This window comes from Ferribacterium limneticum (genome assembly GCF_020510565.1).
Taxonomy (GTDB): domain Bacteria; phylum Pseudomonadota; class Gammaproteobacteria; order Burkholderiales; family Rhodocyclaceae; genus Azonexus; species Azonexus limneticus_B.
In genome coordinates, this window is sequence record NZ_CP075189.1 from 3,120,774 (window position 1) to 3,138,365 (window position 17,592).

A 17,592-nucleotide genomic window follows, 5' to 3' on the forward strand; every position below is an offset into this window, starting at 1 on the left:
AGCAGGCGAGCCAGCGGCAAGGCGAATTCCCACACCCCTGACAGGGGTATGATGTTGGTCATAACCGACCTGCCCAAAAAACTCGTTCGATGCCATTCGAAATGCCCAGCGAATCCTTTCGTACCACCTTGCATGGCGCCATCCTCAATGAGGCACCGGGTGGCATTCTGGTCGTCACCCCGGAAAACACGCTGGCCTCGATCAACGAACGCTTCTTCGCGGTATGGAACATTCCCTGCCCGGCCGCGCCGCTCGAGGCATTGATCGGCACCTCCGACACCCCGATTCTCGAACAGGTGCTGGCCCGTGTCCGTGACTGCGAACCCTTCCTGGCGCGTATCCGCACCCTTTATGCCGACCCGAACCTGAAAGACGACTGCAATATCCCGCTCAAGGATGGACGCACACTCCATCGTCATTCGGCGGCGCTGCGGGGCGACGATGGACGCTACATGGGCCGCGTGTGGTTCTTCCGCGACATTAGCGACATCGTCCGCTCGCAGCAGGCCAGGGAAGACAGCGAAAGGCTCTACGCCACGGCCTTCGAGACGACGCTCGACGCCATCGCCATTACCAGCCAGGAGGAAGGCATCTACGTCGACGTTAACCAGGCCTTCCTCAACATGACTGGCTACACGCGCCAGGAATTGATCGGCCGCAGTTCGCTGGAAATGTCGATCTGGGCCGATCCGCAGGATCGCCAGAATTTCAGTCTGAAACTACGCGAGAAAAAATCCAAGATCAACTTCGAAGCCCGCTTTCGCAAAAAGACTGGCGAAATTTTCTGGGGCATGTTCTCGGTCTCGCCGATGACCTTCAACGGCCAGCCCTGCCTGCTTTCCATCACGCGCGACGTGACCGAGGCCAAGGCCGCCCAGGATGAACTGGCCAAGCATCGCGACCGCCTCGAACAACTGGTTGCCGAGCGCACGGCCGAACTCTCGCACGCCAAGGAAGCGGCCGAAGCGGCCAGCATCGCGAAAAGCGCCTTTCTCGCCAACATGAGCCACGAAATCCGGACGCCGCTCAATGCCGTCACCGGCATGGCCCATCTGATCCGACGCGGCGGTCTGACCCCGACGCAGGCCGGACAGCTCGACAAGCTGGAGAATGCTGGCCAACACTTGCTCGGCATCATCAACGCCATTCTCGAACTGTCGAAGATCGAGGCCGGGAAACTCGTTCTCGCCGAAACGCCCCTCCACATCGGTCAGGTTCTCGATAACGTCATGGCCATGCTGCAAACCGCCGCCCAGGCCAAGCACCTGAACCTGTCCAGCGAAAGCGATGAACTGCCGCCCAATTTGCAGGGCGACCCGACTGCACTGCAACAGGCTCTGCTCAACTACGCCGCCAATGCCGTCAAATTTACCGATGCCGGCAAGGTCATCCTGCGTGTCCGCCTGCTGACCGACGAGGCGGATGGCGCCGTGCTGCGTTTCGAGGTCGAGGACAGCGGCATCGGCATCCCGGCCGAAGCGATGCCCAGATTGTTTGCGGCCTTCGAACAGGCCGACAACACACTGACCCGAAAATACGGCGGAACCGGCCTCGGACTGGCGATCACCCGCAAACTGGCCGAGCGCATGGGTGGTACGGCCGGGGCCAGCAGCACACCGGGCCAAGGCAGTATTTTCTGGTTCACCGTTCGCCTGAAAAAGGGGAGCCAGGCTCTCCCGAAGATCCCGGACGTCGCCGCGAGCCATCCAGAAACCCGGCTGACCCGGGACTATCCGGGACGTCGCATCCTGCTCGTCGAGGATGAACCGATCAACCGCGAGATTGCCGAGCAGTTTCTGGCCGAGGCCGGGCTATGCGTCGAGACCGCCGAAGACGGCGGACAGGCAGTCGACCTGGTCCGCCACAACAATTACGACCTGATCCTCATGGATGTCCAGATGCCAACCCTGGATGGGCTGGCAGCCACCCGCCTGATTCGCGCCCTGGCCAATGGCCGGCAGGTGCCGGTCATCGCCATGACGGCCAATGCCTATGCCGAGGATCGCGCTCTTTGCCTGGCCGCCGGCATGAACGATTTCATCACCAAACCGGCCAGCCCCGATCTGTTGTTTGCCACGCTACTCAACTGGCTGGAAAAGGCCGATTCAGAACGTCGGGCCGACTCGGAACTTAGCTGCGAAGGCAGCTAAGGCGGCCAATACCGCCGCCTCCTGATCGCGGTGCGGCGAGTGACCGCATTGGGCCAATTTGAGCAACTGGGTACCGGGCACCTGCTCGGCTATCGCATCGATCTGGCGCATCGTCGCGTACTCGTCGTCCTCGCCCTGGATGGCGAGCAGCGGGCAGCGGATCTTCGGCAGATAGCCCTCGATATTCCAGTCGCGGAAGGCCGGCGACAACCATGTGTCGTTCCAGTCGCTGAACACCCGCTCGGTCTGCGCATGATGATAACGCGCCAGTTTTTTCGGTAGATCAGTCGTTTGCCAGGCCGTCCTGGCCTCGCGGATACCGGCCAGCGTGACGTCTTCGACAAACTCGTGCGGGGCCATGACGGCAACGCCGAGCGGCACCTCCGGGAAAGCGCCGGCGAAGATCAGCGCGATGCTGCCCCCATCGCTGTGGCCAATCAGTAGCGGTCGTTCGATCTCCAGCGCGGCGAGCAGGGCCGGCAATACTTCCTCGCCCTCGCGGTGCATGTAGCGCGGTGTGCGTGGCTCCGGGTAAGCCTCTGAACCGCCATAGCCGGCGCGCGACCAGACGATCAATCGGCAACCGGTGGCTGCCGCCAGCTTTTCCGGAAAATGCCGCCACATGCTGACGCAACCAAGGCCCTCGTGGAGCAGCAACAAGGTCGGGCGACCTTCTGCGGTAGCCGGGTAATCGCGATATTCGAGCGTCAGCCCTTGAACAACAATGTGCTTCATGCGCTCAACAGGAAGTCACGAACGATGGCGATCTGATCAGCCGACTGGAACATCGGCGCATGACCGACGCCTTCGATTTCAGCCAGTTCCGCCTGTGGACCGCAGGATGCCATTTTTTGCCATGTCTCGCGGGTCAGCAGGTCCGACTGGGCACCGCGAATGACCAGCGTCGGGCACTTGATCTGCTCGTAGAGCGGCCAGAGGTTGACATCCTTGTCGGCGAAAGCGGCACGGAACGGCTCGGCGATGCGCGGGTCGTAGCGGAAACGCCAGCGACCATCGGCGCCCTGGGCAACGCTGGTTTCGGTCAGGTGATACCACTGCGCCTCGGTCAGCGCACCGAAGGGCTCGCTGACGAATTTGACGAAGGCCAGCGCCTCCTCGAAAGTCGCCCAGTCCGGGTCGGCGCCGACATAGGTGCCGATGCGCTGCAGCGATTCGGCGGTAAGCACCGGCCCGACATCATTGAGTACCATCTTGCGGATCGGGGTGCCTTCCTGAGCGGCGAGCGCCATGCCGATCAGGCCGCCCATCGAGGTGCCGAGCCAATGCACGCTCTCTACGTTCAGGCGGGCGATCAGCGTCACCATGTCGGCGACGTATTGGGGGATGGCGTAAGCCGCCGGGTCGCTCAAATGGCCGCTCTGGCCGCGACCGACGACGTCCGGACAAATGACGCGGTAGTGCCCCGACATGGCTTCGGCCAGCGCATCGAAATCGCGGCCGTTGCGGGTCAGCCCATGCACGCAGATCAGCACGCGCGGATTATCGCGGGCGCCCCACTCGGTGTAGGCCATCCGGTGCAGACCTGACGGCCCGAGGCATTGCACGATCTGTTGCTTGAATTGCATGTTGGTTCCTCCACCTCAAATGTATCACCGGCCATGCCAATACCGGCGATGTTCTAGCCGCCATCCTGACAAGGTCATGCCGCCATCGGCCAGCCGGATACGCACGGCACCATCGCGGTCGGTTCGCCAGATAGTCGTGCCCATCGCCTCATGCCTGGCCAATACCTCGGCTTTCGGATGGCCGAAACGATTGCGATAGCCTACCGGGATAACCGTCTGCGCTGCCCCGACTGCCTGCAGGAAGGCCGGTGTCGACGACGTTTTTGAACCATGGTGCGGCATGAGCAGTACATCGGCCACCAGTCCGTCCGGATAGCGTAGGAGCAAGGCTGCCTCGTCGGGCGCTTCGATGTCGGAGGTCAGCAACATGCGCCGGCCCCCGGCTTCGAGGCGCAGGACGCAGGACAGGTGATTCGGCTTGCTGTTGCCGCTGTAAGCCTCGGCCGCCGGGTGCAACACCTCGAATACGACCCCATCCCACACCCAGCGCTGACCGGCCATGCACTGCCGACCACCGATACCGGCCACCGACGAATAAACCTCATCCACCGCCAGCGCCGCCCGGACCGAGGCCGTGCCGCCGGAGTGATCGGTATCGCGATGCGTGACCATCAACACATCGATATGGCCGATACCCTGCGCCCGCAAATAGGGCACGACGACGCGCTGCCCGGCATCCGATTCGGCGCTGTAGAGCGGCCCGGGATCGTAGATCAGCGTGTGTTCGCGCGTCCGGATGACGCTGGCCAGCCCCTGCCCGACATCGAGCACACTGATCCACGCTTCGCCCTCGGCTGGCTTTTCCACCGGCCAGAACAAGGCCGGCACGAACAGGAAGACACCCAGCAGTCGCCCGGGCAAGCCGCGTGGCAACAGGCAGATCGCGACGCCAACGCCAGCTGTCAAAGCTGCCCATAGCGGTGGTGCTGGGGCCAGCCAGACCGGCCAAGTGGCGCACCAGTCGAGAAAAACCATGAGCCAGGCCATGACCTGATGCGCCAGCCCAAGGATAGGCCACCACGGCACGAGGGCACCGAGCAGCGCGAGCGGCGTGACGACGAAACTGATCACCGGAATGGCCAGCGCATTGGCCAACGGCGAGACCAACGAGAATTGCTGGAAAACGAGGAGCAGGATGGGCAACGAAGCAAGCGTCGCCGCCCACTGCACGACGCCCCAGGCGCGGATTTTGGCCCAGCGGTCAGTCGCCTCGCCGACAGCGGCTGATCCGATGTAAAGCAAGGCGCCTACCGCGCCGAACGACAGCCAGAAACCAGCCGCCAAAACTGACCATGGATCGAACAGCAGCACGACAAGCAAGGCCAGGCAAAGGATTCGACTCGGCGCCACGAGGCGCCCCGAAAGCATGGCGGCCGCGGCGACGAGCAACATGTACAGCGTACGCTGAGCCGGCACGGCAAAGCCGGCGAGCAGCGCATAGGCGAAGGCACCGAGGCAGGCAGCGAGCAGCCCCGCCTTCTGCGCCGGCAAGCGCAAGGCCAGTGCCGGTATGCGCCGCCAGGCAAACGACACGAGCCAGCCGAACAGGGCAGCGACCATCGTCACATGCAGCCCGGAAATGCTCATCAGATGGGTCGTCCCCGTCCGGTTGAAGGTCGTCCAAAGATCGCCCTGAATCGCCTTCTGATCACCAATGACCAGCGCCACAAGAACGCCGGCCCACGGATAACTTTCTTCCGGCAGAATCCGGACAAATGAATCACGGATGGCGTGGCGTAGCCGCTCGATGGCGTAGTCCGGCTGCCAGACCATGGCGTCGAGGCGCTGCGGCGGATTCGGGCGGATGTAGCCGGTCGCCCGGATGTTGCGTTCGAGCAGCCAGGCTTCGTAATCGAAGCCGCCCGGATTGGCGTTGCCGTGCGGCCGTTTCAGGCGAACAGTGAAACGCCAGCGCTCGCCGGGCCGGACCTGCAATCGTTCGAATTGCTCGTCGTCGCGCCGGCCCTGATACCAGGAGAGCATGATCCGCTCGGGAACAACGGGTTTCTCGGTTGCTACGGTCAACCGGAAATTTACGTCAAATTCGAAACGCGTACCGTTGCTGAAATCCTGTGGCAAACCGGCGACAACGCCGACCACGTCGACATCGCGTCCCTCCCAGTCGGCGCCAAGCTCATCGGCCAGCCGAATATCGGCCCGCCAGGCGCCCCACGCCACCCCGAGCGCCAGACAACCGAGCAGCGCGAGAAGACGTAAGGGCCAGCCCGACCAGCGCAACCGGGGCAGCACCAACAACCCGCCGGCAACCGCCCACAGCGCCCAGCCGGGCAGTTCCGGCTGCATCTGCACACCGAGGATACCGGCGGCGAAGGCGAGAATATTCAGGCGCATGCTGCAATAATAAGGGCATGCGCCGGACCCTGAAAAAATACCTGCCCGATCACCAGACCATCCGTAACAACCGCTGGTTGAAGCCGTTCGAGTCGTCGTTGCTGCACCCGCGGCTATGGCATCTGAATCGCCATTCGGCGGCTGGCGCGGTGGCGGCCGGCCTGTTCTGCGGGCTCATTCCCGGCCCACTGCAAATGCTCGGCGCCGCGGCCTGTGCACTGGTCTTTCGCGTCAACCTGCCGCTGGCCATGCTGGTGACGCTCTACACCAACCCGTTCACCATCGTTCCACTCTACCTGCTGGCCTACCAGGTCGGCCGGCTGGGCATTGGCGAAAGCAACGGATTCATTACGCCGCCAGCCTTCAGCGCCACCGATTTCATCGGCTGGAGCACGGCGATGCAGACCTGGATGCTGGCGGTTGCCAAGCCGCTGGGCATCGGCCTGATCCTGCTCGCCAGCGGACTGGCGATCATCGGCTACTTCGCCACACGCACGGCGTGGCGGGCCTACCTGATCAGCGCCTGGCGGCGCCGGAAAAAACTCAGGTCCTGAAGCGGGCGATGGCCGTGGTCAGCGCATGCGACAGCTTGCGCAACGTATCCGAAGTCTCGGCATTGCCGCTGGCGGCCGCATTGTTCTCCTCGGCCATCTGGGCGATCCGCTCGACGTTCTGGGCGATCTCGGTGCTCGCTGCCGCCTGTTCGCGCAGCGCGTTGGTGATTTCGGAAACGGCATTGAGCACCTGGCGCGACTGGGCCTGAACCTGGCCGATGGCCTCTCCAGCCAGGCGTGCCTGCTCGACTCCGGACGACACCCGGGAAACGCCCTCTTTCATGCTCGACACCGCCGTCGCCGTGCCTGACTGAACGGCCAATATCATGGCGGAAATCTCATGGGTCGACTTGGTCGTCCGTTCCGCCAGCTTCCTGACCTCATCGGCCACCACGGCAAAACCGCGGCCCGATTCGCCGGCCCGCGCCGCCTCGATGGCGGCATTAAGCGCCAACAGGTTGGTCTGGTCGGCAATATCCTTGATGGTGCCGACGATGGCCGAAATCTGTCCGGACTGCTCGCCCAGCGCCTCGACGGCGGCGGCCGATTCATTGACGGTCAGCGCGATGCCCTGGATTTCATCGACCACGGACTGGACGATCTTGCCACCCCGCGTCGCGACCTCGTCCGACTCCCGCGAGTAAAGCTGCGCATCCTGCGCATTCCGGGAAATGTGATCGATACCGACCGTCATTTCCTCGACCGCGGCCGCCATGCTCGAAGCGGAATCGCTTTGCGCCGCCGTGCCGGCAGAAATCTGCTGGCTGGACGTGGCTAGTTGTTCGGCCGCCTGGTTGAGTTGCCGGACATCGCCCTGAATGCCGCCGAGCAACTTGCGGAAAGCCGCTGCCATGCCGTTGAAGTCCTTGCCAGCAGCGTGCAGTTCATCGACGCCATGGGTGTCGAACTCGGCCGTCAGGTCGCCATCGGCCAGGCGGCTGGCACCGCGGGAAAACTCGCCGACGCTGTTGATGACCGAATAATAAGTACCAATGCCGAGATAGGCGACAAGCAGGGCAATGCCCGCTGCCAGGGCAATTTCGAAGGCCAGGACCTGGCGCGATTGCGCCAGCCGCTTGTGCAATTGAAGCTCGAATTGCGGAATCAGCGTGTCGAATATGACCTTGTAGCCAAGGTCGATGACCTGGGTGGTCTGCGCAAAGTAATCCTGCGGTGCTGTGGCGTATTTTTCCCCGAGGATATCGTCACGGACCAAGGCAAAAATCTTTTCAGCCCCGACAGAAAACTCCTTGGTCCGCTCGGAAAGTCCTTCCTGAGGCACGGACGAGTAGCGCACCACCTTTTCCAGATTGATATTCTGGGCGCGCAGCGTGCCTTCCATCTGCGCCAGGATCGAAGCAAGATCAACCCGTTGCTGCGACGACAGCTCTTTCTTCGTCAGCAGGCCGGTGCCCCGGGCCCGCGTGATCCCCATCTGCTCGAGCATGGCCGGCATCTTGGTGACCAGGGTATCCATGGCGTAGTAGGTATCCATGACCGGATCGAGCGTCAGTTGGGTCTCGTCGGCAACCGTCACCATGAACTGCAGCACATTGCCGATCATGACCGTGTGGCGCTTGATGTTCTCCGGCGGCGTCCAGGTCAGGCCCTGGGCGGCAATCGTCTCCCAGTCCTGGCGAATCGCCTTCCAGGCGGCCGCTTCACGCAATTGGGAAGGAAGGGCCGCTGCGACGGCGGCGACGGCAGCCGATACCTCTTTTTCCTTGGCGGCCCGCTTGTCCTTCATGGCCTCGTTGCCGTTGAGCACCCCGGCCGACAATCCGCGATGCTGCTGCATCACCTGCGCCATCTGATTGACCGGCTTGATGATCTCCAGCCCGGCCAGTTCTCCCCTGGCTGATTCGATATCCCGACTCAGTGACGAATAAACGGAATACATCAGGACCAGCATGACAACCAACACTGCCGAACCGAGCAGCAAAAACTTGCTGTTGTAGCGAAGCCGGTTCATCAGGGCAACAGCCGGGGAAAAAAGGAATTGCATTTCAGGTCTCCTCGGCGTTACGCCGCTGGCAATAGAACTATGTTAATTTAGTCATATTTTACATTATCTGACACTTATCAAACTATTCACAAAGAATGCCGTCAGTTAAATGAAGTACTCGATCCGCCTGTGCCGCCAGTCTCTGATCGTGCGTTACCACGATCAGGCTCGCCTGCTGCTCGCGCACCCGATCGATCAGCAGGCCAAACACGACTGACGCGGTATGACTGTCGAGATTGCCGGTTGGTTCATCGGCCAGCAAACATGACGGATCGCTGACCAGGGCGCGGGCGATGGCGGCGCGCTGGCGCTCGCCACCGGAAAGTTCGCCGGGGCGATGCTCTACCCGGTGGCCGAGGCCGACGGCGGTTAGTATCTCGCCCGCCTTGGCCAGCGCCGCGCCGCGTTCCATGCGGCGAATCAGCAAGGGCATGGCAACGTTTTCGAGCGCCGAGAACTCGGCCAGCAGATGGTGGAACTGATAGACGAAACCGAGGTGCCGGTTGCGCCAGTCGCCGCGGGCAACTTCGCCGAGTGAAGAGAAATCGCGGCCCATCAGGGTCACATCGCCGGCCGTTGGCGTATCCAGCCCGCCCAGGAGGTGCAGCAGGGTGCTCTTGCCGGAACCGGACGCGCCCACCACGGCGACCGTTTCGCCGGGGTTGACCTGCAGGTCAACCCCGGAGAGCACAGGCACTTCCAGCCCGCCGCCACGAAACACCTTGGACAGGCCGCGGGCGATCAGAATCGGTTCACTCATAGCGCAGGGCCTCTGCCGGATTAACGCGGGAAGCCCGCCAACTGGGATAAAGCGTTGCCAGCAAGGCGAGCACGAAGGCAATCAGCGTGACACCCCAGACGTCGCCCCATTGCAATTCGGAAGGCAGGTCGGAGATGTAATAGACCTCCTTCGAGAGGAAATGCACGCCGAGCATCTGCTCGATGAAGGGCACGACGACATCGATGTTGAGCGCCAGCAGTACGCCGCCGACGATCCCCATGCCGAGCCCGATGAAGCCGACCAGTGCGCCCTGCACGACAAAGACGGCCATGATCGACAGCGGCCGCGCCCCCAGCGTGCGCAGGATGGCGATGTCGGCCTGCTTGTCGGTGACCGCCATGACCAGCGTCGACACGAGGTTGAAGGCGGCCACGGCGACGATCAGCGAGAGGATGATGAACATCATGTTCTTCTCGATCGCCACGGCGCGGAAGAAATTGGCGTGGCTCTTCGTCCAGTCGCTCAGGTAGGCGTCGGCGTCGATGTAGCGGACCAGGTCGCGGGCGATGCGCGGCGCCTGGAAGAGATCGTCGACCTTGAGCCGGACACCGGTCACCCGGTCCTCCATCTGGTAGAGCTTTTGCGCGTCTTCAAGATGGATCAGAGCCAGCCCCGAGTCATACTCGAACATACCGACCTCGAAGATGCCGACCACCTTGAAGGACTTCAGCCGCGGCATGACGCCAGCCGGCGTGACCGTGCCCTGCGGCGCGATGAGCGTCAGCTTGTCGCCGGTGAACACGCGCAGCGAACGGGCGAGGTCGGAGCCCAGCACGACGCCGAACTCGCCTGGCCGCAGGTCGTCGAGGCTGCCGCTCTGGATGGTCTTGCGGAAATCGGCGACGCGGTCTTCCTGGTCGGGCAGGATGCCGCGCACCAGCGTGCCCTTGACCGTGCCGTCCACGCTAAACATCCCCTGCGACTGGACGAACGGCGCGCTAGCGCGGACTTCCGGGTGCTTGGCGGCCTGTTCGGCGACCAGTTGCCAGTTCGGCAACTCGCCGTTGATGCCGGTGATCTGGATGTGCGAGGCGACACCGAGAATGCGTGTCCGCAACTCCTTCTGGAAGCCGTTCATGACCGATAGGACGACGATCAGCGCGGCGACGCCGAGGCCAATGCCGAGCATCGAAATCAGGGAAATGAATGAAATGAAATGATTGCGCTTTTTGGCGCGCGTATAGCGCAGGCCGATCAAAAGTTCGTAAGGCAATGCCATGCGGATAACACCGGGCGGGGAAAGTCGCTATGGTACACTTTTTGCCCGCCAACCCCTTGCCTGCCGCCCGTGCGCCTTACCCTGCTTGTCCCCGAACTGATCTGGCCCGAACCGAACGACCAACTGACCCTGGGCAAACTGGCCGCCCCCGGCTTCGAATGGCTGACCGCCCACGCCGAATTTTCCCGCCTGCCGCGCCGGGCATTTGAAAACGTGCTGGCCGACTGCTTCGGGCTGACCGACGCACCTTTCGGCGTCCTCCGCCTGCTCGGCGAAGTCGAAAAAAATCAGCCCGGCGACGGCCACTGGCTGTGCGCCGACCCCGTGCATCTGCGTTTCCACCACGAACGCATCGTCCTCGCCGATGCCGGCGCCTTCGAGCTCGAACTCGACGAAGCGCATGCCATCACCGCATCGCTGAACTCCGAATTTGCCGACATCGGGCGCTTTCATGTCGCCACGGCCCGCCGCTGGTATTTGCAGCTGAATGCCACGGTCAACGAGAAATTTGCCCCGATTTCAACCATTGCCGGCCGTCGCCTCGATAGCGACCTGACCGACAAGAATGGCCGGCTCAACCGCTGGCTCAACGAAGTGCAGATGTTCCTGCATGGCCACCCGGTCAACGAGCGCCGCCAGGCCGAAGGCAAACCGGCTGTCAACAGCGTCTGGCTGTGGGGCGGCGGGCCGCTGGGCGACGTGCCGGCACCGCAATTTTCCGCCGTGTGCAGCGACAATCCGCTGGCCACCGGCCTGGCGCTCGCCGCCGGCATCGAGGCCCCGCCCTGCCCGGCCGGCCTGAGCGCCCTGCTCGCCGACTCGGCGCCCAACGACAACCCGCTGGTCCTGCTCGACACCTTGCTGCCGCCGGTTCTCTACGAAAACAGCGACGACTGGCGCAACGCCTTCGCCGCGCTCGAACGCGACTGGTTCGTCCCGCTGCGCGCCGCGCTCGGCGGCAAGATCGAAACCCTGAGCATCGTCGCCCCGACCATCTACGGCCAGCTGACCTGGACGCTGCACGGCAAGGACCGCTGGAAATTCTGGCGCAAGAGCCGCCCGCTACAAGCCATTGCACAAGAGCTGGCCGAAGGAACAAGCCCGTGACCAACATCACCACCCGCAGCGCACCGCAGCGCATCGTCTGGCAACTCGAACAACAGGGCCTGCACCCGCTGCTCGCCCGGCTCTACGCCGCGCGCGGCATCAAGGACAAGTCCGAACTCGACTACGAACTGAAGTCGCTGATCCCGCCCACCGCGCTGACCAACGCCACCGCCGCCGCCCAGTTGCTGGCCGACGCCATCGAAGCCGAGGCCAAGATGCTGATCATCGGCGACTACGACTGCGACGGCGCCACCGCCACGGCCGTCGGCATGCGCGCTTTGAAGGCGCTCGGCGCCGATGTCAATTTCCTGCTGCCCGACCGCTTCAAGCTCGGCTACGGCCTGTCGCCGGAAATCGTCGATGTCGCTGCCCAGCAGTCGCCCGACCTCATCATCACCGTCGACAACGGCATCGCCTCGCTCGAAGGCGTCGCCCGCGCCCAGCAGCACGGCATCGCCACGCTCATCACCGACCACCACCTGCCGGCCGAAACGCTCCCGGCCGCAGACTGCATCGTCAATCCCAACCAGCCCGGCTGCGATTTCCCGTCGAAATGCATCGCCGGCGTCGGCGTCATGTTCTACGTCATGCTCGCCTTGCGGGCCGAACTGCGCGAACGCGGTTATTTTGCCGAACGCCCGGAACCCAACTTCGCCAACCTGCTCGACCTCGTCGCGCTGGGCACCGTCGCCGACGTCGTCAAGCTCGACCGCAACAACCGCATCCTCGTCAGCCAGGGCCTCAAGCGCATGCGCGCCGGCCAGATGCAGGCCGGCATCGCCGCCCTGTTCAAGGCCGCCGGCCGCGATCCGAAGAAGGCGACGGCGATGGATCTCGGCTTCATCCTCGGCCCGCGCCTCAATGCCGCCGGCCGCCTGGCCGACATGCGCCTCGGCGTCGAATGCCTGCTCACCGACGACGCCAGCCGCGCCCTGCAGATCGCCCAGGAACTCGACACCCTCAACCGCGAACGCCGCGAAATCGAATCCGGTATGCAGGAACAGGCGCTGATCCTGCTCGAATCGCTCGACGCCAATGACGCTGCGCCCGGCATCGCGATGTTCGACGAAAGCTGGCACGAAGGCGTCGTCGGCATCCTCGCCTCGCGCATCAAGGACAAGCTGCACCGCCCGGTGTTCGCCTTCGCGCCCGGCGAAGGCGGCATCGTCAAAGGCTCCGGCCGCTCGATCCCCGGCCTGCACCTGCGCGACGCCCTCGACCTCGTCGCCAAACGCGCTCCCGGCCTGCTCATCCGCTTCGGCGGCCACGCCATGGCCGCCGGTGCTACGGTCAACGCCGAAAACTTCGAAAAATTCAAATCCCTGTTCGCCGAAGTCGCCGGCGAACTGCTCGCCCCGGCCGACCTGACCCGCACGCTGGAAACCGACGGCAACCTCGAAGGCAGCTACATTTCCCTGGCGACCGCCCGCCTGCTCGAAAACGAAATCTGGGGCCAGGGCTTCCCGGCGCCGCTGTTCATGGACGATTTCGACGTCGAACAGCAACGCGTGCTCAAGGAAAAACACCTCAAGCTGCGCCTGCGCAAGGGCGATACCCGCATCGACGCCATCCAGTTCAATTTCAGCACCCAGCCCGGCAACCGCACCCGCCTCGCCTACCGGCTGGCGATCAACGAATACATGGGCGTCGAAAGCCCGCAGTTGATGGTGGAGCACCTGGAGTAGCCGCAATTTGGTATTTGCGGCGCCATTGCTACGGTCAACCGGAAAAAACGGCCAAAATCGAAATCCGGCCAGGCTGGATTAGCCAAAGGCAGAGCGGCTATTCCCGATAGTCCAGGGCGGCATTGCCACGCAACCGCTCAACCAGCACATCGACCAGCGCACGAACTTTGGCGGAGGCTTGCCGGCCTTCGAGGTGAATGATGTGGACGGGCAGCGCCGGCGGCTCGTCGGCGGCAAACAAGCTGATCAGTTTCCCCGTCGCCAGATGGCCCGCCACCTGGTAGGACATCAGACGCGTCACGCCAAAGCCCATCAGCGCCGCCTCGATGGCCGCCGCATTGTTGCTGACAGTCAGGCGCGGCCGAAGCTTGACGCTGAATTGCCGCTTGCCGTCGCCCAGGCGCCATTCGGTGCCCGGCGATACCGCGCTGGCCGAGATGATGGTCTGCCCTGCCAGATCGCTCGGCTCCCTCAACTCGGGGTGGCGGGCCAGGTAGTCTGGCGCAGCGCAAATGACGCGACGGACCGACCCGACCGGAACGGCGCGCATCGTCGAATCGGGTAGCTCGCCAATACGGACGCCGACATCGATGCCCTCCTCGAGCAGATTGACCACCCGGTCGACATAGGCCGCGCTGACCGAAACCTCCGGGTAACGCGCCAGGAATTCGACGATACCCGGCATGACGTGCATGCTGCCGAAAAGGACCGGCGCCGTGACGACCAATTGTCCACGCACCGTGGCGTGAACGCCGGCCGCCGCCTCGTCGGCCTCGTCGGCCTCGGCCAGAATGCGGCGGGCGCTTTCCAGATAGCGCTGACCGGCATCGGTGGTCCGAACAAAGCGCGTCGTCCGGGACAACAGCTTGACCCCGAGATGCGCCTCCAGCGCCGCTATGGTCCGCGTCACAGCGGGCGGCGACATGGCCAGCCGACGCGCCGCGGCGGCGAAACTCTCCTCTTCGGCCACAGCAACAAAGACGCCCATCGAGTAAAGCCGGTCCATTTTATAATTCCATTATTTGCAATAATAAATTGCGAAATATGGATATTCTTCTATTTCATACATACGAGCAAGATGCGTTTCAGGCACTGCGCAACCCGCACGGTGAATCAAACCGGAGAACTTCCATGTCACGCATCAGCATTCCCTCAACCGATCAAACCCCGTCCGCCTCTTTGCCGCTGCTCGAGGCCGTCCTGCGCCAACTCGGCGTCGTCCCCAACCTGATGAAAGTCGTCGGCCACAGCCCGGCGGCCCTGGAAGGCTGCTTGAGCCTGAACGGCGCACTCGGCAAAGGCAGCATCGGCGCCCAGACCAGCGAGCGGATCGCCCTGGCAGTGGCCGAACTCAACGGCTGCGCTTATTGCCTGTCGGCCCACACCTATCTCGGCAGCAATCTGGCCAAGCTCGACGCCGCCGAACTCGACGCCAATCGTCGTGGCAACTCGACCGACCCCAAGGCCGCCGCCGCCCTGCGCTTCGCCACACGCGTCGTCGGCACGCGCGGCCATGTCGCCGACGCCGATCTGGCCGAGATCAAAGCCGCCGGCTTCAATGAAGCCGAGGTCATCGAGATCGTTTTGCTGGTCGCCCTCAACACGCTGACCAACTACGTCAATAACGTCGCCCGGACGGACATCGACTTCCCGGTCGTCCATCCATTTCAATAAACCGGTTCACATTTACGGAGCGGATAGCCATGAGCCAGGAACGCAAAATCGCCAGCGATATCGCCTTCACGCCCGGCGTCAAGGCTATCCAATCCCGCAAAGGTTCGCGCGATGCCTATGCCCGCATGGAAAGTCTGGGCGGCTGGGCGACGACGATCAGCGGCGATCTCGCCGAATTCATCGGACAACAAACCAGCGTCTTTCTCGCCACGGCCAACCGCGACGGCCAGCCTTACATCCAGCACCGCGGCGGGCCGCCCGGCTTTCTGGTTGTGCTCGATGAACAGACCATTGCCTTCGCGGATTTCAACGGTAACCGGCAATACATCACCAGCGGCAATCTGGTCGAGAACCCCAGGGCGCATCTCTTCCTGATCGACTACGCAACGCAGCAACGTTTCAAGCTGTGGGGAACCGCCCGCGTCGTCGAGGACGACAGGGCGCTGACCGACCGACTGATGCCGCAAAACTACAGGGCAAGAAGCGAACAGGCCATAGTGTTCACCGTCGAAGTCTGGGATGCCAACTGCTCGCAACATATCCCGCAACGCCTCGAAGCCGGTGATGTGTCCAGGGCACTGCAAAGCCGCGACGCGAAAATTGCCGAACTGGAAGCCGAGATCAAACGACTAAGCAGCAATAGATAAGGAAGCATGATGGAAACCAAACCACCCCTGCCGCCGTTCACCGCCGACAGCGCCGCCCAGAAAGTCCGACTGGCCGAGGACGCCTGGAACAGCCGCGACCCAGACCGCGTCGTGCTGGTCTATACCGACGACACGCGCTGGCGCAATCGGACCGAATTCCCGGTCGGGCGCGAGCAGGTGCATCAATTCCTGACACGCAAATGGCAAAAGGAATTGGACTACCGCCTGATCAAGGAACTTTGGGCCGTCACCGACAACCGCATCGCGGTGCGTTTCGCCTATGAATACCGTGACGAGACAGGCCAATGGTTTCGTGCCTATGGCAACGAAAACTGGGAATTCAACGAACACGGCTTCATGCTGCGACGCTTCGCCAGCATCAACGACCTGCCTATCAACGCGAGCGAACGAAAGTTCTTCTGGCCGCTCGGCCGGCGCCCCGATGACCATCCGTCCCTGAGCGACCTCGGACTATGAATCCAACGCGCGAATTGTATGTCAGCACCGATATCGAAACCGATGGCCCGATCGTCGGCAAGAACGCCATGCTCAGTATCGGCTCGGCCGTCTTCACCGCTGACAAACAGTTGCTGGCGACGTTCTCAGCCAATCTGGAAACGCCGCCGGACAGCGAGCCGGACCAGCACACCATGGCTTGGTGGGCCACCCAGCCCGAAGCCTGGGCCACCTGCCGGGTCAATCCCGAAGCCCCCGAAACGGCGATAATCCGATACGCCGCCTGGCTGAAGGCGCTGCCCGGAAAACCTGTCTTCGTCGCCTACCCGGCTGCCTTCGACTTCCCCTTTGTGCTCTGGTATCTCAACCACTATGCCGGCGAAAATCCATTCGGATATTCGGTTATCGACATCAAAACCTACGCCATGGCCATCCTGCGCAAGCCCTACCACCAATGTGGCAGAGCTTCGATGCCCGCAGACTGGTTCGACCCATCGCCACATATGCACATCGCCCTCGACGATGCGATAGAACAAGGCCTGCTCTTTTCCAACATGTTGAAATCATGACCCCTCAAACGAGCACTGATTCGCATCACCCATTGCCGACCGACCATCAAGCCGCTACACGTAGAGTTGCACTCAAGGACAAACACCTCAAACAGCCCGTGCGCAAAGGCGACACCCGCATCGAGGCCATCCAGTTCAACTTCAGCACCCAGCCCGGCAACCGCACCCGCCTCGCCTACCGGCTGGCGATCAACGAATACATGGGCGTCGGAAGCCCGCAGTTGATGGTGGAACATCTGGAAGCCACGAAGTAATTCAGCGAAGTCATTGCAGTCGGCAAAACGCCGACCACCAGAGGCTTGGCGATAAATCGCTTACTTGGCGAAAATGATCTTGTTCTTTTCGGCCACTCTGTGCAGGTAATAAATGTCGCCCTCGCCTTTGAGGACATGGAAACACCATTTCTCGCTGACTTTCTTCCAATCTATGTCGATGCAGTACTTGCCTTCATCACTGACTTTCCACTTTCCCGCCTGGCCCGCGGTCTGGGATCCAGTAGCGCTGCCGTAGGTTTTGTTGTTCGAGTTCGCATACAAACTGCCATCCGGCTCGTTCGTCCAATGGCGCTCACTGCCAGCCTGCGAGACGTGAGTCACCTTGGTTCCCGGGAGGAAAGACAGCAACTCGTCCCGCGTCATCTTGACGGCACCATCCTGTGCAAACGCGCTAATTGCGACAATGCTTCCAAGGACCGCAAATGCAAGTTTTGACATGGCATTTCCCTCCAGAAGAGACAACCACTTCAACATGACAATCGAGACTGCGACAACAGCAAATCGTTCTCGATAATATGCTTATCCAGAGCCG

At 62.6% G+C, this 17,592-nt stretch carries 17 protein-coding genes; 9 read left to right on the forward strand and 8 right to left on the reverse strand.

The window, feature by feature from the left end:
- Positions 1 to 101 precede the first annotated feature (101 nt).
- A complete protein-coding gene (locus KI610_RS14885) occupies positions 102 to 2,150 on the forward strand; it encodes a PAS domain-containing hybrid sensor histidine kinase/response regulator (RefSeq protein WP_226495745.1) in 2,049 nt (682 codons plus the stop codon).
- Here the strand turns inward: KI610_RS14885 and KI610_RS14890 are convergent.
- From KI610_RS14890 to KI610_RS14900, 3 genes are read right to left on the reverse strand one after another with little or no spacing between them, the layout of a single operon-like run.
- A complete protein-coding gene (locus KI610_RS14890) occupies positions 2,106 to 2,885 on the reverse strand; it encodes an alpha/beta fold hydrolase (protein ID WP_226495746.1) in 780 nt (259 codons plus the stop codon). The genes KI610_RS14885 and KI610_RS14890 overlap by 45 nt on opposite strands.
- Positions 2,882 to 3,736, reverse strand: a complete 855-nt coding sequence (locus KI610_RS14895; RefSeq protein ID WP_226495747.1) for an alpha/beta fold hydrolase — start codon at positions 3,734 to 3,736, stop codon at positions 2,882 to 2,884. Before KI610_RS14895 ends, KI610_RS14890 begins: the two co-directional genes overlap by 4 nt.
- 24 nt (positions 3,737 to 3,760) lie before the next feature.
- Positions 3,761 to 6,088: a DNA internalization-related competence protein ComEC/Rec2 gene (locus KI610_RS14900; RefSeq protein WP_226495748.1), complete on the reverse strand. Its 2,328-nt coding sequence runs from the start codon at positions 6,086 to 6,088 to the stop codon at positions 3,761 to 3,763.
- A gap of 17 nt (positions 6,089 to 6,105) precedes the next feature.
- Between KI610_RS14900 and KI610_RS14905 the strand changes: the two genes are divergently transcribed.
- Positions 6,106 to 6,642: a DUF2062 domain-containing protein gene (locus tag KI610_RS14905; protein WP_226495749.1), complete on the forward strand. Its 537-nt coding sequence runs from the start codon at positions 6,106 to 6,108 to the stop codon at positions 6,640 to 6,642.
- Here the strand turns inward: KI610_RS14905 and KI610_RS14910 are convergent.
- The 3 genes from KI610_RS14910 to KI610_RS14920 form a co-directional block, all read right to left on the reverse strand.
- Positions 6,632 to 8,647, reverse strand: coding sequence for a methyl-accepting chemotaxis protein (locus tag KI610_RS14910; protein ID WP_226495750.1), 2,016 nt, complete (start codon positions 8,645 to 8,647; stop codon positions 6,632 to 6,634). The genes KI610_RS14905 and KI610_RS14910 overlap by 11 nt on opposite strands.
- A gap of 82 nt (positions 8,648 to 8,729) precedes the next feature.
- A complete protein-coding gene (lolD, locus tag KI610_RS14915) occupies positions 8,730 to 9,407 on the reverse strand; it encodes a lipoprotein-releasing ABC transporter ATP-binding protein LolD (protein WP_226495751.1) in 678 nt (225 codons plus the stop codon).
- Positions 9,400 to 10,647, reverse strand: a complete 1,248-nt coding sequence (locus tag KI610_RS14920; RefSeq protein ID WP_404827414.1) for a lipoprotein-releasing ABC transporter permease subunit — start codon at positions 10,645 to 10,647, stop codon at positions 9,400 to 9,402. Before KI610_RS14920 ends, lolD begins: the two co-directional genes overlap by 8 nt.
- Positions 10,648 to 10,716: 69 nt before the next feature.
- Between KI610_RS14920 and KI610_RS14925 the strand changes: the two genes are divergently transcribed.
- Together KI610_RS14925 and recJ are read left to right on the forward strand one after the other, a co-directional pair.
- Entirely contained in the window at positions 10,717 to 11,754 is a 1,038-nt protein-coding gene (locus KI610_RS14925) for a hypothetical protein (protein ID WP_226495752.1), read from the forward strand.
- Entirely contained in the window at positions 11,751 to 13,439 is a 1,689-nt protein-coding gene (gene recJ, locus KI610_RS14930) for a single-stranded-DNA-specific exonuclease RecJ (protein WP_226495753.1), read from the forward strand. Before KI610_RS14925 ends, recJ begins: the two co-directional genes overlap by 4 nt.
- A 97-nt stretch (positions 13,440 to 13,536) precedes the next feature.
- On the opposite strand, the gene KI610_RS14935 is transcribed toward recJ, so the two are convergent.
- Positions 13,537 to 14,445, reverse strand: a complete 909-nt coding sequence (locus KI610_RS14935) for a LysR substrate-binding domain-containing protein (RefSeq protein ID WP_226495754.1) — start codon at positions 14,443 to 14,445, stop codon at positions 13,537 to 13,539.
- Positions 14,446 to 14,570: 125 nt separating this feature from the next.
- Here KI610_RS14935 and KI610_RS14940 point away from each other — a divergent pair, with 125 nt between their 5' ends.
- From KI610_RS14940 to KI610_RS14960, 5 genes are read left to right on the forward strand one after another with little or no spacing between them, the layout of a single operon-like run.
- Positions 14,571 to 15,113 carry a carboxymuconolactone decarboxylase family protein gene (locus KI610_RS14940; protein WP_226495755.1) on the forward strand — a complete coding sequence of 181 codons (543 nt, stop codon included), beginning with the start codon at positions 14,571 to 14,573 and terminating at the stop codon, positions 15,111 to 15,113.
- A gap of 29 nt (positions 15,114 to 15,142) precedes the next feature.
- Entirely contained in the window at positions 15,143 to 15,760 is a 618-nt protein-coding gene (locus KI610_RS14945; protein ID WP_226495756.1) for a pyridoxamine 5'-phosphate oxidase family protein, read from the forward strand.
- 9 nt (positions 15,761 to 15,769) lie between these two features.
- Positions 15,770 to 16,237, forward strand: a complete 468-nt coding sequence (locus tag KI610_RS14950) for a nuclear transport factor 2 family protein (RefSeq protein ID WP_226495757.1) — start codon at positions 15,770 to 15,772, stop codon at positions 16,235 to 16,237.
- On the forward strand, positions 16,234 to 16,785 hold the full coding sequence (locus KI610_RS14955) for a 3'-5' exoribonuclease domain-containing protein (RefSeq protein WP_226495758.1): 552 nt from the start codon (positions 16,234 to 16,236) through the stop codon (positions 16,783 to 16,785). The genes KI610_RS14950 and KI610_RS14955 overlap by 4 nt, the downstream gene beginning before the upstream one ends.
- Positions 16,782 to 17,039: a hypothetical protein gene (locus KI610_RS14960; RefSeq protein WP_226495759.1), complete on the forward strand. Its 258-nt coding sequence runs from the start codon at positions 16,782 to 16,784 to the stop codon at positions 17,037 to 17,039. Before KI610_RS14955 ends, KI610_RS14960 begins: the two co-directional genes overlap by 4 nt.
- 60 nt (positions 17,040 to 17,099) lie before the next feature.
- Here the strand turns inward: KI610_RS14960 and KI610_RS14965 are convergent, their stop codons facing one another.
- Positions 17,100 to 17,498, reverse strand: a complete 399-nt coding sequence (locus KI610_RS14965) for a DUF995 domain-containing protein (protein ID WP_226495760.1) — start codon at positions 17,496 to 17,498, stop codon at positions 17,100 to 17,102.
- Positions 17,499 to 17,592 lie beyond the last annotated feature (94 nt).

Coding starts and splice junctions, on each gene's coding strand:
- KI610_RS14885 (WP_226495745.1), top strand. CDS start 102: ATGCCCAGCGAATCCTTTCGTACCACCTTGCATGGCGCCATCCTCAAT.
- KI610_RS14890 (WP_226495746.1), bottom strand. CDS start 2,885: ATGAAGCACATTGTTGTTCAAGGGCTGACGCTCGAATATCGCGATTAC.
- KI610_RS14895 (WP_226495747.1), bottom strand. CDS start 3,736: ATGCAATTCAAGCAACAGATCGTGCAATGCCTCGGGCCGTCAGGTCTG.
- KI610_RS14900 (WP_226495748.1), bottom strand. CDS start 6,088: ATGCGCCTGAATATTCTCGCCTTCGCCGCCGGTATCCTCGGTGTGCAG.
- KI610_RS14905 (WP_226495749.1), top strand. CDS start 6,106: ATGCGCCGGACCCTGAAAAAATACCTGCCCGATCACCAGACCATCCGT.
- KI610_RS14910 (WP_226495750.1), bottom strand. CDS start 8,647: ATGCAATTCCTTTTTTCCCCGGCTGTTGCCCTGATGAACCGGCTTCGC.
- lolD (WP_226495751.1), bottom strand. CDS start 9,407: ATGAGTGAACCGATTCTGATCGCCCGCGGCCTGTCCAAGGTGTTTCGT.
- KI610_RS14920 (WP_404827414.1), bottom strand. CDS start 10,647: ATGGCATTGCCTTACGAACTTTTGATCGGCCTGCGCTATACGCGCGCC.
- KI610_RS14935 (WP_226495754.1), bottom strand. CDS start 14,445: ATGGACCGGCTTTACTCGATGGGCGTCTTTGTTGCTGTGGCCGAAGAG.
- KI610_RS14940 (WP_226495755.1), top strand. CDS start 14,571: ATGTCACGCATCAGCATTCCCTCAACCGATCAAACCCCGTCCGCCTCT.
- KI610_RS14945 (WP_226495756.1), top strand. CDS start 15,143: ATGAGCCAGGAACGCAAAATCGCCAGCGATATCGCCTTCACGCCCGGC.
- KI610_RS14950 (WP_226495757.1), top strand. CDS start 15,770: ATGGAAACCAAACCACCCCTGCCGCCGTTCACCGCCGACAGCGCCGCC.
- KI610_RS14955 (WP_226495758.1), top strand. CDS start 16,234: ATGAATCCAACGCGCGAATTGTATGTCAGCACCGATATCGAAACCGAT.
- KI610_RS14960 (WP_226495759.1), top strand. CDS start 16,782: ATGACCCCTCAAACGAGCACTGATTCGCATCACCCATTGCCGACCGAC.
- KI610_RS14965 (WP_226495760.1), bottom strand. CDS start 17,498: ATGTCAAAACTTGCATTTGCGGTCCTTGGAAGCATTGTCGCAATTAGC.